This is a genomic window from Enterococcus sp. SMC-9 (genome assembly GCF_021011285.1).
Classification (GTDB): domain Bacteria; phylum Bacillota; class Bacilli; order Lactobacillales; family Enterococcaceae; genus Enterococcus_C; species Enterococcus_C montenegrensis.
Genome location: NZ_JAILYE010000006.1, coordinates 197,008 through 212,072 on the forward strand (window position 1 = coordinate 197,008; position 15,065 = coordinate 212,072).

The 15,065-nt window shown below is 38.2% G+C and carries 11 protein-coding genes; 3 read left to right on the top strand and 8 right to left on the bottom strand.

Features of this window, described 5'->3' with window-relative positions; genetic code table 11:
* Window positions 1-180: 180 nt before the first annotated feature.
* From K4422_RS10955 to K4422_RS10990, 8 genes are all read right to left on the bottom strand, one after another.
* The gene (locus K4422_RS10955) at window positions 181-2,031 is read right to left on the bottom strand and encodes a C40 family peptidase (protein ID WP_230711119.1); all 1,851 of its coding nucleotides are present in this window, start codon (window positions 2,029-2,031) and stop codon (window positions 181-183) included.
* A gap of 426 nt (window positions 2,032-2,457) precedes the next feature.
* A complete protein-coding gene (locus K4422_RS10960; protein ID WP_206903283.1) occupies window positions 2,458-3,555 on the bottom strand; it encodes a lactate oxidase in 1,098 nt (365 codons plus the stop codon).
* A 328-nt stretch (window positions 3,556-3,883) separates the two neighbouring features.
* On the bottom strand, window positions 3,884-5,431 hold the full coding sequence (locus K4422_RS10965) for a bifunctional metallophosphatase/5'-nucleotidase (protein WP_230711120.1): 1,548 nt from the start codon (window positions 5,429-5,431) through the stop codon (window positions 3,884-3,886).
* Window positions 5,432-5,833: 402 nt separating this feature from the next.
* A complete protein-coding gene (locus K4422_RS10970; protein WP_230711121.1) occupies window positions 5,834-7,120 on the bottom strand; it encodes an extracellular solute-binding protein in 1,287 nt (428 codons plus the stop codon).
* A 3-nt stretch (window positions 7,121-7,123) separates the two neighbouring features.
* Window positions 7,124-8,425 (bottom strand): MBL fold metallo-hydrolase, encoded by a 1,302-nt coding sequence (locus tag K4422_RS10975; RefSeq protein WP_230711122.1) that lies wholly within the window; start codon window positions 8,423-8,425, stop codon window positions 7,124-7,126.
* Window positions 8,409-9,227: a carbohydrate ABC transporter permease gene (locus K4422_RS10980; RefSeq protein WP_230711123.1), complete on the bottom strand. Its 819-nt coding sequence runs from the start codon at window positions 9,225-9,227 to the stop codon at window positions 8,409-8,411. Before K4422_RS10980 ends, K4422_RS10975 begins: the two co-directional genes overlap by 17 nt.
* Window position 9,228: 1 nt before the next feature.
* A complete protein-coding gene (locus K4422_RS10985) occupies window positions 9,229-10,113 on the bottom strand; it encodes a carbohydrate ABC transporter permease (RefSeq protein WP_206903278.1) in 885 nt (294 codons plus the stop codon).
* On the bottom strand, window positions 10,113-11,186 hold the full coding sequence (locus tag K4422_RS10990) for an ABC transporter ATP-binding protein (RefSeq protein WP_230711124.1): 1,074 nt from the start codon (window positions 11,184-11,186) through the stop codon (window positions 10,113-10,115). The genes K4422_RS10985 and K4422_RS10990 overlap by 1 nt, the downstream gene beginning before the upstream one ends.
* Before the next feature lie 657 nt (window positions 11,187-11,843).
* Here K4422_RS10990 and K4422_RS10995 point away from each other — a divergent pair.
* The 3 genes from K4422_RS10995 (at window position 11,844) to K4422_RS11005 (ending at window position 14,994) form a co-directional block, all read left to right on the top strand.
* Window positions 11,844-12,812: an ABC transporter substrate-binding protein gene (locus K4422_RS10995; RefSeq protein ID WP_230711125.1), complete on the top strand. Its 969-nt coding sequence runs from the start codon at window positions 11,844-11,846 to the stop codon at window positions 12,810-12,812.
* 470 nt (window positions 12,813-13,282) lie between these two features.
* Window positions 13,283-14,194 carry an ABC transporter permease gene (locus tag K4422_RS11000; RefSeq protein ID WP_206903275.1) on the top strand — a complete coding sequence of 304 codons (912 nt, stop codon included), beginning with the start codon at window positions 13,283-13,285 and terminating at the stop codon, window positions 14,192-14,194.
* Window positions 14,191-14,994: an ABC transporter ATP-binding protein gene (locus K4422_RS11005; protein WP_230711126.1), complete on the top strand. Its 804-nt coding sequence runs from the start codon at window positions 14,191-14,193 to the stop codon at window positions 14,992-14,994. The genes K4422_RS11000 and K4422_RS11005 overlap by 4 nt, the downstream gene beginning before the upstream one ends.
* Window positions 14,995-15,065: the final 71 nt, after the last annotated feature.

A 15,065-nucleotide genomic window follows, 5' to 3' on the forward strand; every position in this document is an offset into this window, starting at 1 on the left:
AAAAGAACAACGATAAATAAAAATTTCACAAATAAAGCTAAAGTTCGTCAACTAGCTGATCGACTTTAAAAGCTAGCAAAATTCCTGTTTTATTGGTTAGCATTACGACTAGAGCAAAAAAAAGACAGAAACAAAAGTCATCCTACTTTTGTTTCTGTCTTTCTTTAATTTTCACCAGATTTACTTCCCTTTAACATCTGCTTCGTAATACCACTTGTTACTACCGTTAACTTGATAGGCGCGAATGCTGCCATATTTTTTGCGAATATCTCGTACATTTTTGATGGTAAAAGTTTTTTTATAGTCGCTTTTCAAGATCCAACCGCCGCTTTGATAAGAGCGCGCTGAAGTTTTAACATTTAACCGTTGTCCTTTTTTTAGCACTTTAAAACTACTCATTTGTAAAGCCACATCCCCTTCGTAATACCAGCGGCTTGAGCCTTTCATCTTATAAATCCGCATATGAATGCCTCTTTTGGGAATCAAACGCATTCTTTCAATTTGGTGGACTTTATTCTTATCCCCACTTGTAATTTTGCCACCTGTTTGATAATGCGTAGCGCGGCTAGTCGTCACAACTTTAGTCCCGACTTTTAACTCTTTAAAGCTGCTGGTCTGACGTGTCACGTCACATTCGTAATACCAACGATTACTCCCTTTGGCGCGATAAGCACGAATGCTCCCAAATTTTTTGGGGATATAGCGAACACTGTCGATCACAAAAGCACTCTTTTTGTCATTTGCCGTAATTTTTCCGCCACTTTGATACGAACCCGCCGTCTTTTTCAAGCGAAACACTGTGCCTATTCCAAGTTGTGAATAGCTGCTAACCTGACGTGTCACATCACACTCGTAATACCAACGATTACTCCCTTTGGCACGATAGGCGCGAATGCTCCCAAATTTTTTGGGGATATAGCGAACACTGTCAATCACAAAAGCACTCTTTTTGTCATTTGCTGTAATTTTACCGCCACTTTGATACGAACCCGCCGTACTTTTTAGACTAAAAATGGTGCCGTTGCCTAGTAATCCATAGCTACTCGTTTGCGGTTGAACATCTAACTCATACAGCCATTTTTTGGATTCTTTAACGGCATATATTTTGCGGCTGCCCCATTTTTCAGTAATTTTTTTATACCCGGTAATTGTATAGGCCCGATTGCGATCAGCACTTTGAATCCAACTGCCATCTGAATAACTCAACGCACCACTTTTTATCGTAATACTCGTTCCATTTTTAATAACGGGCAGTTCATCTTTGATTATTCGACGAGCAAAATCTGGATAAAAATATTGAATGGCAAAAGCAGAGACACGCTGACCCGGATAAGGGGCATGAATCGCAAGTCCGTCTCCAATGTATAACGCCACATGGGTCGTGGCATTCCGGGGACCATAAAATAGTAAATCCCCTGCTTTCAAATTTAAATTTTGCCCTTTTGCACTACTTCGCGCAACTTCTGTACCTTGCTTTTCTTGTTGGTAAGTCACCCGCTGTAAGGGGATATTTAAACTTTTCAAATAAGCGTATTGAACTAACCCAGAGCAATCAAAGTCATTGGGACCGGCTGCTCCCCAACGATAGGGTTTATTTAAGTGACGCTTTACTTCGGTCACAATTTTTTGCTGCTCTGTCGTCATTGTCGTGCTACTCCGCGCATAAAGATTGCGATTGAGCTGTGCTTCATTTACTGCTGGTAACGCGTTAATTTGTGCCTTTTGTGCAGCAGTTAAAGGTGATTGCAGAGGAGCAGAGCTTTTAATTTCTGGTAATTTCCGTTGGGCGCGGGGCAAATTATTGGCATCTGTTGTTTCTGTTCCATCTGGTTCAATCACATTACTACTTGCAGTTGCATCACTTATCTCTTCACTTTCTTTTGAGGCTGAACTTTCAGTAGTACCGGCTGAAACATTCGTTGTAACCGTCTCTTTTTTTGTTTCAACCTGTGATGAATCGACAGTTTCCGGCGGTACAATTGCCATTTGAAAACCTAGTAAAGTTAAAAGCAATCCCATACTCCACTTCATTTTCTCATCCCTCTCTCATTTTACTCCCTTTTATTTTAGCATGTTCTTTCAAGAGACTTCAAACAATGCGATTTTCTTTTTTTGTTCGAAAAATGACACTCGTAATAAAAATTAGCAGAAAACAACGCCTACCGCATCTGAATAAATCAATTTAATACAACAACCTGGTTATATATCAACAGTTATTTTAAAACAGCTACTTACCTCCTTGACTATTTTTTTAGCTTTCTATTTTCTCATTTTGCTGCCCATCACTGCAAAAAAAAAAAGCTAGAACAAATAACTTGTCCTAGCTTTTTAAGCGATAAAATTTGGCTTACTTGTAATTGCTTAAAGTAATTGCGATCAAAACAAAATATAAGAACCTTTTTTGAGAATACACTTATTCTTAAAGTTAAATATTTCCATTACAGCCACGTATCAAAATTAATCAATTAATTTTGTTTTCTTTACATCTGCAATTGTTTTCGTACCAGCCAATTGCATCGTGATTGATAATTCTTTATTTAAGTGATCAAAGACAGATTTCACGCCTTCAGCCCCACCTAAATTCAAACCATAAATAACGGGACGACCGATAGCCACTAGATCAGCACCACTAGCTAAAGCTTTAAAGATATGTTCCCCACGACGTACACCAGAGTCAAATACAATTGGCACACGTTTGTCGACAACTTCTGCTATAGCAGGTAAAACTTCAAAAGAAGCAGGACCGCCGTCTAATTGACGACCACCATGATTGGAGACCCAGATACCATCTGCACCGGCTTTAATCGCTAAATCTGCATCTTCAGGTGATTGAATTCCTTTAACAAAAACAGGTAAGTGTGTTAAATCTTTAATTTTTTTGATATCTTCTGGAACTAAACCTTGTTTTGCAGCCGCATAAATTTCGGCAATTCCTTTACCTTCACCGTTACCACTTGCACTTTGTTCAGAATAAGCAGCTAGATTAGGCATTGGTAGTGGAAATTGGAATTGGTTGATAATATCTTCTTCACGATAACCACCCAATGTTGAGTCGGCAGTTAAAATAATTGCTTTAGCACCGGCTTTAACAGCTTTGTCTAAAATAAATTCATTGAAGCCGTCATCTTTACTCATATACAATTGGAAAAATTGTGGTGCATCAGGAGCTGCAGCAGCTGCATCTTCAATGGTTGTGTTCGCGTACGTACTAATTGAAAAAATAGAACCCGCAGCAGCAACCCCTTTTGCGGTATCCGCTTCACCTTTTTCATGAGCCAAACCTTGGGCTGCAGAAGGCGCTTGAATAATTGGTGTCTTCAAGTCAATATCCCACAATTTTGTTGATAAGTCTGCATGATCAATACCTTGTAAAATACGCGGCATAATTTTTTTATTCATAAAAGAAGCAGTGTTTTCTTTCATCGTCCATTCGTCTTCAGAACCGCCACGAATGTAACCAAAAGCGCCAACTTCCATGCGTTCTTTCACGCGGCCTTCCAATGAGGCAATATTCACGATATCAATAGGATGTTCTTCATTACTTGTATGATACATAAGACTTTCCTTCTCTCTTGTAAATTACGTGTTTATCTTAACTCTCTTATTAAAAGTAAGCAACTATTTATACTTGGAATGGAAAAGCTTTACGAACTCGTTTAACTTCCAAGTATTAAGACGGAATTTTAATAAATTGTCTCTCAAATTTCTTAAAATTTTGACTTATTGTCGCCGCAAGTTAGTTCGTAATACTAAGCACTAAGCAGTCACGCAATACTTTTTTTGTAAAAAATATACTTTCTTTACACAAAAAGCCCCACATTTAATATTTTCCCACCTGTTAAACAGGTGGGAAAAACAAAAACGTGAGACTTTTATGCTGTGATCATTTCACACTAAAGTTATGGTTTACTTCTGCTTTTAAAACAGGATGGGCTTGCAAGTATTCGGCAATTACTTCTGTCATATCCCGCGGAATTTCTTTAACGATTTTATCTGCACTAAACATAGCATAGTTGCCCCCACCAACTGCGCGGTATTGGTTCATGACAACTTCCAATTTGTCATCAGGTAAAATATCTGCACCGGCTAATTGTAATTTCGTGATTTTTTCACCATAAGGTTTACTCAAATCAATAGCATAATCAATACCTTCATACATATCGTAGTTATAATATTGTGGCTTTGGATCAATAAATTTCGGGTTAAAGACGATTTGGCCATCTTCTAACACTAAATAATTTGCCGTTTGTTCTAAAGCTGCTTTTAAATCTGCACCGGTAATTTTTAGAACAGCTAATGTATTCGGATAAATATAATTGGTGATGACATCTCGCATCGTGATAACTTCACCAAAGCCTTTTCCTTCATTGTTAAACAAGGCTGTACCCGAAATTTTAGCCCCACTGGCCCACATTTGAACGCGATTAATAAATTCAATATACGGATGTTCACTAATTCGCGCTCCCATTGGATCAGTGATGTGCATGTCCCCTTGAACTTTACCCACAGGCTGATCCAACCAATTTTCCAACTCGTGATCCAATTCTTGAATTAAGCCAACAACTTCTCCATCCGCCTTTGCATCTTTTGTCGCCACAATTTCAGCAGCAGGATTGCTTACTTGCCACTTGTCACCAGTTTTATTTAAATCTAACGTAATTTTACCAATGTAATTTCCCCGAAATCCTGGTTGAATGACCGGCACACCGTTAACCACCGTAGCAATTTCTCTGTGTTGGTGGCCTGTTACAAAAGCGTCAATGCCACTGACAGTTTGCAACAATTCATATCCTTCATTTTCTCCAGTCAACATTTCGGTCGCTTCACCTGTTACTAAATCTTTTTCAAAGCCACCATGATAAGAAACAATAACAACATCAGCTAGCTCGCGCAATTTGGGCACGTATTCTTTAGCGGTTGCCACTAAACTTTTAAAAGTTAAATCCTTAACAGTTGCTGGTTGCTCCCAATGGGGAATATATTGTGTCACCACACCCAAAATCGCAATTTTGACGCCCGCTTTTTCTAAAATAACATAGGGATCGCCAAAATAAGGTTTGCCATCTTTGTCTAAAACATTTGCCGCCAAAATTGGGTGATTATAGCTTTTAATTGCTTTTTCTAAATAAGGTAGTCCATAGTTAAACTCATGATTTCCCAACAATCCCACATCATAGCCCATATGATTAATGACTTTCGTGATTTCTACTGGGTCTTGCTTTTGTTTGGCGGCGTAATAACTTAACGGTGAACCTTGAATAAAGTCACCATTTTCAATTTTAACGACCGGTCCATCTGCTTTTGCTGTTAGTTCTTGCATTTTAGTCGCAACTTTGGCCGTGCCAAAAGGTAAGTCTGCTCCTTTTTCCGCATAGTTGGTTGGTTGAATGTAGCCGTGCATATCGCTTGTGGCTAAAATAGTTAATTTCATTTTTTCTTCCTTTCCCACATTTTTTTATAAAAGATTTACAAACTTTTTCACAATAAGCTACAATTCAGCTAAATTACGCCTTATTGTCAGTATTTAGCACGAAGAGTTTGTTTAGTATTCAGACATTCACAAAAAAATTGATCCTTAGCGAGCAATAGTAAATCGGTAATTTTGCTTCTTTATCAAACCTTTGTAGCCTATACAATCACTGAAATTTTTAAAGTTTTTCCTTTGTCATCATACCATAAAATACAAAAATTTTTACTTGAAGACCAATTGTTCTCTTAGAAATTAAAACACTAGATTTTAGCGAAAAAAAGCTAAAGGAACCCTCCAACTCTAGGACATAAGACAAAAAAAGCTCCGCTAACCAAACAAGTCAGCGGAGCTTTTTACTATAAATTATTGATTCCACGCATCTTGTAATTGTGGCACAGAATCTTTGATTAATTTGTTAGTATCTTTGTCTGGGTTAGACAAGATATTTTCCATGATTGCCCGAACTTCATTGTAAGCAGGGTCAGCATTTTCTTTCACTGGAATCGAGAACAAGTCTTTGGTTGCATCTTCTAAGATTGCAGGTACTTTCGTGTTTGGTGATTTTTTGTATTCATCACTTTCCAAGACAGATTGCAAGATTGGCATGTAGCCGGTTTGTTCAGCCCAGTATAATTGTACTTCTGGTGAAGACAAGTATTTCAAATACATGAAAGCAGCCGATTTTTGTTCCGCAGTTGCACTGTTGAACATGTAAACATCAGTACCTTGTTGCAAGTTAATTTTTTCTGGACGTGGTGCAACGCCATATTCAAATTTACCTTCAGTATCTTTTTTCACATAACCTTCACCGGCGATTGAACCGATAAACATTGCAACTTTACCGTTTGCAAATGGGCCAGATAAATATTTGTCTGAACCTGCGATACGGAAGTAACCATCTTTCACGCCATCTAAATAATAATCAATAACTTCTTTTGATTTTTTAGAATCAAATTTTAAGTCTTTGGTGAAGTCTTCCCCTTTGTTTTCCATCCCGATAACATAGTAGTTGTTTAGTGAGTCAAAGCCCGCACCCACAACTTCATGATTTGATTTTTCGTAAATTGTTTTAGATGCTTCTTTTAATTCAGCTAAAGTTTTGGGAACTGCAACATCATATTTTTTCAACAAGTCAGCATTGTAAACCAAAGCTTCTGTTGATTTGTTAAATGGAATACCGTATTGTTTACCTTCGATTTGCGCACCTTCTAATAAAGGTTTGCGAATTGCTTCTTGGTCGCCCCAGCCGATGGTTTTGTCATCCATGTAAGGTTTCAAATCCACTAACATATCATCTTGTGCAGCGTTCCATAACCAGCCTGGATACGCTTGGCTGATTGTTGGTAAATCATCTGGTGAAGGTAGTGTTGAGTTGATTTTTGCTTGTAAGTCTGAGTATTGTGATTGGTTTTGCAATTCAATTTTGATTTTTGGATTTTCTTTCATGAAATCCTTGGTAATTTTTGTTAAAGCATCTTCTTGTGCGCCATTCATTGCATGCCAAAATGTAACCGTTGTGTCTTTGTCGATTGACGTTACGATTTTGTCGCTGTCGCCTTTAGAACTTTCTTTTGAACCGTTGCCACATGCTGCTAATGCAAAAACTGCGGCAGTTGCCAATACTGCTGTACCCAATTTTTTGAACTTCATTTCTTACTCTCCTTTGAACTCAGTGATTTTTTCCCCACGGGTGGGAAGTATTCTTTTGCCATACGGATTTTCCAGTTTTTCTGGTTTTAACGTATGGATTGGAACCAAAATTTTAGGCTCGATCATTGAAACAATGGCATCGAGGTCTTGTGGAAAAGCATGTCCTGAACAAGCCAGCCGGACAAATTCCACTTTCTTCAAGGCGAGTAAATCCAAGAAGACTTGATATTTGGGATCAAAATCCCCCAAAGGCTGCGCGTCCATGTGGAAATACAGACCGCCGCTTTGTAATTTTTCGAAGTTTGCTACGGCTTGCCACAAATATTTGTGGTCATCTGCCAGTAGTTCTTCATAAGAAATTTCTAGTTTTGAATCTAGGCTAGAAATAGTAGCATCAGAATTTAACGGATAATAATATGGGACGTTCATATCAAAAACATCCTGCATCAAAGCTGCCATATTGGCTTCTAAAACAACCGTGCGCGGAGACTGTTTAATAATTTGTTCAAAGCGTTTCACATTGGCAGGATAACCATTAAAGGTCAATTGACGCTTTTTATTTGCTGCAATTTGTGTCACAAGTTGCGCGATTAAATCTTCTTCGCTGAAAACTTTGATATCTTCATTGTCTCTTTCATCAAAACTAATGCTGACGCCTTCCATCATTAGTAAATCGGTATGCCGAGCTTTTTGACAAAAGTCCAGCGTAAATTGACGGTCATAGCCATGTAACCGTAAATCACCCGTATAAGTAATGAAAGCATCTGGTGTATGAATTAATAATGCGCAAGCGCCATAGGCATCGTGATCCACTGGCACCAATTCTACTTTAATTTTTCCAACTTCCACCACATCATGGGCTAAAAGGCCGGTCATTTCACGGGTAAAGTTAGCTTTTTCAAAAGGTGAAGGAATGAGAAAGTCGCCATTACGATTTAAACTTTGTAAAATCTTTGCTGTTTCTTTTAAGGTGTATAAGGGAATTTCAGGGTCTAAATAATTAATCATTTTAGAATGATCCAAATGAGCATGGGATAAAAAGACTGCCGTCTCATTATATTTTTGCTCATCTTCGCCGTGGTACGTATAATTTAACCGCGGATCATAGACACCTTTTAATTCTGGTACTAAACGATTTTTCAAAAGTGTTGCCAGACTATCGTCTTTTAAGCCCAATTCTGGTCGGTATTCCGTACCAAAATCAAAGAAAATATGCGCATCTTCATAGCTGACCTCAATAATAGTACCGCCGATGGTTAAAATACCACTATGAAAAGTGATGGTGGTTTTACCCTTTGATACCATTTTTTGCCACTCCTCGAATAATTTCTTTTCTAAAAATCAAATAAATAATTAAGATGGGAATTACGGTTAATGTTGCAGCTGCCATTTGCAAATGCACATCGCTCCCACTTTCGGTCGTAAAGGCTGCAAGTCCATTATTTAACAAGCGATATTTTTTCTCGTTAGTCACAAGTAATGGCCATAAAAAAGAATTCCAGCTGGAAATAAATGTTAAAATCCCGACAGTCACTAACGCTGGACGAGACATTGGAACTAAAATACGCCAAATATATTCTAAATCAGAAGCACCATCAATTTTTGCTGCTTTATAAAAGGTACTTGAAATTCCTTTTAAGTAACTATTCAAATAATAAATGTAAAAAATACTTGTTAAAAAAGGAATAATTAAAGCGGCATAACTGTTTAATAGCCCCATTTTGGCAATCGTATTGTAGTTGGTAAAGATGATTGATTCATAAGGTACCATCAGTAAGGACACCATAATCCCCACAACTAAACCTTTAAACTTAAATTCCAAACTAGTTAATGCAAAGGAAGACAAAACCGAAGTAATCAAGGTCGCAATGGTTGTCACCAAAGAGACAAAAACTGTGTTAATAAAATATTGTAAAAATGGTGCTTTTGAAAAGACCGCTGCATAGTTAGCCCACTGGAATTTTTCTGGGATAATGGTCGGCGGAATACTCGTAGCCTCGCTATAGGTCATAAGCCCTGCTAAAACCATGTAAACAAATGGGAACAAGGTGATAATGCCTAGCACTACTAAAAAGACTAACGCCACAATGGTTACGACTTTTTTCACGCTACTCCCCCACTTTCTTCATGATTTGACGTTGGATAAACGTACAGAACAAAATAACTAAGAATAAAATGACAGTCGCTGCCATGGCAATGCCGGGACGACCGGCAATGTGGAACTTATCGTAAATATAATAAACGGCGGTCGTCGCGCTTTTGGCAATCCCGGGCTGCCCGGCAAACAATGCATAAACTTGGGTATACACTTTAAAAGCGCCAATAATATTAACCGTCAGCAAAAAGGCAATAGTTGGAACCAATTGCGGCAATGTAATCCGACGGAAAATTTCACCATCTTTGGCCCCAAACATCTTCGCAATTTTATAATGTTCTGGATCAATATTCCGTAATCCAGCTAATAAAATAATGATGTTAAACGCCAAGCTAGTCCAAATACCAAAGATAATCAACGTGGTCATGCTCATGTCCACATCATCTAACCAATTAATAGCTGGAATACCAACTTTACTCAAAAGAAAATTGATAATCCCATAGGAGCCGTTAAAAAAGTAACGAAAAACAATCCCGATCGCAATCGTACTGGTGACATAAGGCATGAAAAACAACGTTTCAAAGAAACTTTTGTGTTTCACTTTTTCAAAAATAATCCAGGCAATCGCCAGACCGATAATTAATGCGATTGGAACAACGGTAAAGGCATATAATGCGGTATTTTTTAAAGCCTTAAAAAATACCGGATCAGATAAAACTTTTTGATAGTTTTCAATCCCAGCATATTCTTGATTAATTAGCGTCCCTTTTTGAAAACTCATAAAGAGCGAACGGAACAATGGATAAATGCTGAAAATCATAATGACGATTAGCGAAGGCAGAAGGAAGAGCCATGCTTTTGGCTGATTTTCAGGATTATAATGATTTTTTTTAAACATTAGTAGATTCGCGTCCCATCTGCTTTAAAGATAAAGGCTTTTTGGTAAGCAAAATCAAAGGTCAGCTGCGCTCCTTCTTGAATATCTTCTTCGATGCTGACAATCGATTTTAAGTGATGGGAATCAATATCAAAGTTTAAAATACGTTCCCGGCCAATTAATTCAACACCGGCAATAACTGTTTGAAAAGCACCGGCGCCATCTACTGGCAATACATCTTCTGGACGAATTCCGATAAAGTAGTCGCCATCTGGCATTTCTTCTTTAAAACGGGCCGCCATAAAACGATCAACTGGCACACTAAAAGCATCGTGGTGCATCATGCCATTTTTTACTTCGACGGGCAAAATATTGATAATTGGATTACCAATAAATTTAGCTACAAACAAATTATTTGGTTCTAGGTAAAGATTTTGGGGGTCATCATTTTGCTGAATTACACCTTCATTTAACAAAATAATCTTGTCAGAAATCGATAGTGCTTCTTCTTGGTCGTGGGTAACAAAAATCGTTGTAATCCCGACTTCTTTAACCAAGCGACGGATTTCTTCGCGAATTTTCAAACGTAAGCGGGCATCTAAGTTAGACAATGGCTCATCTAATAATAGAACTTCTGGATTTTGTACTAAAGCCCGGGTAATGGCTACCCGTTGTTGTTGTCCTCCAGAAAGTGTACCAGGTTTTTTGTCCTTCAACTCTTCAATGTTGGTTAACGCCATGTATTTTTCCGCAATCTTCATCGCTTCATTTTTAGGCATTTTTTTATCCCCAACCGTTAATGGAAACATCACATTTTCAAAGACAGTCATATGGGGATAGAGGGCATAGTTTTGGAAAACAAAACCGATATTACGATCTTTAGGTTCTGTTTTTACTACAGAGCTACCCGCAAAGCGGATATCACCGTCAGTAGGACTTAATAAACCTGCGATCAAATTTAAAATTGTCGATTTGCCACAGCCACTTGGACCTAACAAACAAACCAGATCACCTTTTTCAATGGTGAAATTTACAGACTTTAACGCTTCAAAACCATTATCGAATACTTTTTTAAGATCGATAACTTCAATCATGGGAAATCCTCCCTTTTTTATTTTTACCTGCAATGCTAATTCTAGCATTTTTCATAACAGTAAGTTTATAGAGTTCGATGAGAGATTCTTTTATTTTTTTCTCATTTTTCTTTTTCCTGGAAAATGAGTTAAGTAGCGCTAAGCACGTTTTTCACAAGGATTTCCGGCCTTATTTTGTTTTCAGCAATTTGGAAAAAATCGGAAAATTTTAGTTATTATTTCATACTCTTCAAAAAACAAAAAAATTTTATTTTGATGTTGGTTTAAAAAAATCTGCGAAATTTATTTCGCAAAAATATTCAGAAAATTTCAAAAATATTATTGACTTTGCTAATTATGTTCCCTTATACTGATACTAATTCAAAAAGTGGAGGGATTTTTATGAACAGCAAATTAAATCATGTAAATACTTTCTACTTTAGCTATTTTAGATAGTGCTGTCACTGTGAACATCATAGAGACAGCAGGCACAACTTGCTTTTATCTATGATGGCTAGAGCTTTTTAGCAGGCCATTTCAACTAAATGGTCGCGAAAAATTATGAAGAAGTTTTCCCGCCCATTTAGACCCACGTGTCTAGATGGCTTTTTTTTACTCACAACTTTTTTACAGTGACCGACCTTTTAGCAAAAATCAGATATTATAGGAGGAAAAAATATGAAAATGAAAAAATTGGGCTTGTGTTTATTAACCATTGCAACCTTAACTTTAGCGGCATGTGGAACAGAAAAGAAGGCTAGCGAAAAAGATGGCGTAACTGTCGGTGTTTTACAATTGGTGGAACACGGTTCGCTGGATGCGGCTTATGATGGGTTTAAAGAAGGCCTGGCTGCCGGTGGATACAAAGAAGGCGATAATTTGACCTTAGCTTATCAAAATGCCCAAAATAATCAGGACAACTTAAAAAGTATGAGTGAAAAATTACTCAAAGATAAACCTGATCTTCTGTTAGGGATCGCTACCCCAGCGGCACAATCTCTGGCTAACGAGACCAGTGATATCCCCATCGTCGTAACAGCTGTGACCGATTTAAAAGAGGCAAAGTTAGTAGCCAGTGATAAAAAACCAGGAGGAAATGTTACCGGTACTTCTGACATGGTGCCAATCAAAAAACAAATTCAATTACTCTTAAGTATCGTCCCAGAAGCGAAAACTGTTGGCTTAATGTACAACGCCGGCGAAACCAACTCAAAAATCCAAGCAGATCTGGCAAACGCGGCTTTAAAAGATGCCGGCGTGAAAGTAAAAGTTATGACCGCCAACACTACAAATGACGTACAGCAAGTCACAACTAGCTTGGCAAAAGACGTCGATGCCATTTACGTTCCCACTGATAACACCTTTGCCTCTGCTGCAGCAGTTGTCGGCGAAGTCGCAAAACAAACGAAAACACCTATTATCGCAGGTTCCGTAGAACAAGTAGACGGCGGCGCATTGGCAACCTTTGGCATTGATTATAAATCACTAGGCAAACAAGCCGGGCAAATGGCAGCAAAAATTCTCAAGGGCGATGAAAAGCCAAGCACTACGCCAGTTGAAACAGCAAAAAAATTAGAACTTGTAATCAACGACGATATGGCCAAAGCCATCGGCATCGACCCAGCATCCATCAAAACCCCAGAGTAACTAGAAAAGCTGAAAGGGCCGGTTAGCTCTTTGGAAAAATATCAGAAATTTGCATTCTGATGCTCTTTATCAGAATCTAAATTTTTGAATTTTTCCCAAAGAGTTGGCACTTGAAGCTAGACAACTAGAAAAGCTTTGCGAACTCGTTTAACTTTCAAGTATTAAGACGGAATTTTAATAAATTGCTCTTCAAATTTCTTAAAATTTTGACTTAATACCGAAGGAAGTTAGTTCGTAATGCTGGACATGATGAAAAGCTTTGCGAACTTGCACAGCTCTCAAGCAATAAGCTAAACGCTTGATAAATTGCTCTTCAAATTTCTTAAGCGTTTAGCTTATTGTCGCCGAGAGTTAGTTTATAAAGCTGGACAATTGGAAGAGCTCCAGGAACTTACGCACTTATGCGCAAAGGTGGTTCTACTAAAGCAACAAATTTTTGAATAAAAATAATTAGGATTTGAGGAAAGTGTATGAATATTTTAGACACGATTTTTATCTTAGTGCAGTCTGCCACATCTCAAGGAGTATTGTGGGCACTGTTAGGTATCGGCGTCTTTTTAACGTACCGCATTTTAGATATTGCCGATTTAACAGCCGAGGGAAGTTTTCCCTTAGGCGCGGGTATTACAGCAATTAGCATCACCAATGGTATCCACCCTTTTGCAGCTAGTCTATTAGGATTTTTAGGCGGTGTTTTAGCAGGCTTGGTTTCAGGGATTTTACACACCAAATTAAAAATTCCTGCTCTTTTAGCGGGGATTATTACCATGACGGGGCTTTATTCCGTTACCAATCGCGTAATGGGTGCACCCAATATCTCATTGTTAGGGGAAAAAACCGTTTTTTCTGGGTTGCAAGCTTTAGGCATTGAAAAAGTTAATGCCGTCATTATTGCCGGTGCTGCTTTTACGTTGCTGGTTGTCTTCATTTTATTTTTATTTTTCCGCACCGAAATCGGGTTGGCAATTCGTGCGACCGGTGATAATTTGGCCATGAGTGAGGCAAACGGAATCAATACCGACAATATGAAAATGATTGGATACATGCTTTCAAACGGCTGTGTTGCACTTTCTGGCGCTTTGTTAGCGCAAAATAACGGCTTTGCCGACTTGAATTCTGGCGTGGGAACGATCGTTATCGGTTTGGCTTCCATTATCATCGCAGAAGTTTTATTCCACAATAAAACCTTATTGGTGCGCATGCTAACAATTGTTTTAGGCGCGATTATTTACCGGTTAATTTTAGGGGTTGTTTTTGAATTTAACGTCGAACCAGGGGATGCAAAAATTGCCTCGGCTATCGTTTTAGTTATTTGTCTGGCAATGCCACAATTCCGCCAAAAATTCCTGCCAAAAGCTGGTAAAGGAGGCCAAAAAGCATGAGTGAAGTCTTAGCAATCCAAAATTTACAGCAAACTTTTGAACGGGGCACAATTAATGAAAATCACGTTTTAAAAGGCATCAACTTAACCATGAACAAAGGCGACTTTATTACCATTATCGGCGGAAACGGCGCAGGTAAGTCCACGCTTTTAAATAGCATTGCAGGCACAATTCCAACTGAAACTGGAAAAATTATGTTAAATGGAACTGATATTACCCGCCAGTCTGTTACGAAACGGGCCAAAGATATTAGTCGGGTTTTTCAAGATCCAAAAATGGGGACTGCTGTTCGTTTAACAGTGGAGGAAAATTTGGCTTTAGCCATGAAACGTGGCCATTCCCGCGGCTTTTCAATGGGCGTCAAACTAAAGCAAAAAGAATTTTTCAAAGAAAAATTAGCCACGCTACATCTAGGTTTAGAAACACGTTTAAATGCAGAAATTGGTTTATTATCTGGCGGTCAGCGCCAAGCGATTACGCTGCTCATGGCGACCTTACAACGTCCCGAATTAATTTTGTTAGATGAACACACGGCTGCCCTTGATCCGAAAACTTCAGCGACAGTTATGGATCTGACAGAGCGTTTAATTAAGGAAGAAAAACTGACGGCTTTCATGGTGACCCATGACATGAAAGACGCCATTCGTTACGGCAATCGTTTAATCATGCTCCATCAAGGCAAAATTGTCGTGGATATTGCCGGCAAAAAGAAAAGTCAATTGACAGTACCTGATTTGATGACGCTGTTTCATCAAAATAGCGGTGAAAATTTAAAAGACGATCAGTTATTACTAGTTTAAAAAAGATACGAAATTTTCTGTCCAAAAAAAAACCTCCAGCAAAAAATACTAACTTTGCTGGAGGGTTTTTT

Excerpts from the sequence above, each read along its gene's own strand:
- K4422_RS10955 (WP_230711119.1), bottom strand. The coding sequence starts at position 2,031 with ATGAAGTGGAGTATGGGATTGCTTTTAACTTTACTAGGTTTTCAAATG.
- K4422_RS10960 (WP_206903283.1), bottom strand. The coding sequence starts at position 3,555 with ATGTATCATACAAGTAATGAAGAACATCCTATTGATATCGTGAATATT.
- K4422_RS10965 (WP_230711120.1), bottom strand. The coding sequence starts at position 5,431 with ATGAAATTAACTATTTTAGCCACAAGCGATATGCACGGCTACATTCAA.
- K4422_RS10970 (WP_230711121.1), bottom strand. The coding sequence starts at position 7,120 with ATGAAGTTCAAAAAATTGGGTACAGCAGTATTGGCAACTGCCGCAGTT.
- K4422_RS10975 (WP_230711122.1), bottom strand. The coding sequence starts at position 8,425 with ATGGTATCAAAGGGTAAAACCACCATCACTTTTCATAGTGGTATTTTA.
- K4422_RS10985 (WP_206903278.1), bottom strand. The coding sequence starts at position 10,113 with ATGTTTAAAAAAAATCATTATAATCCTGAAAATCAGCCAAAAGCATGG.
- K4422_RS10990 (WP_230711124.1), bottom strand. The coding sequence starts at position 11,186 with ATGATTGAAGTTATCGATCTTAAAAAAGTATTCGATAATGGTTTTGAA.
- K4422_RS10995 (WP_230711125.1), top strand. The coding sequence starts at position 11,844 with ATGAAAATGAAAAAATTGGGCTTGTGTTTATTAACCATTGCAACCTTA.
- K4422_RS11000 (WP_206903275.1), top strand. The coding sequence starts at position 13,283 with ATGAATATTTTAGACACGATTTTTATCTTAGTGCAGTCTGCCACATCT.
- K4422_RS11005 (WP_230711126.1), top strand. The coding sequence starts at position 14,191 with ATGAGTGAAGTCTTAGCAATCCAAAATTTACAGCAAACTTTTGAACGG.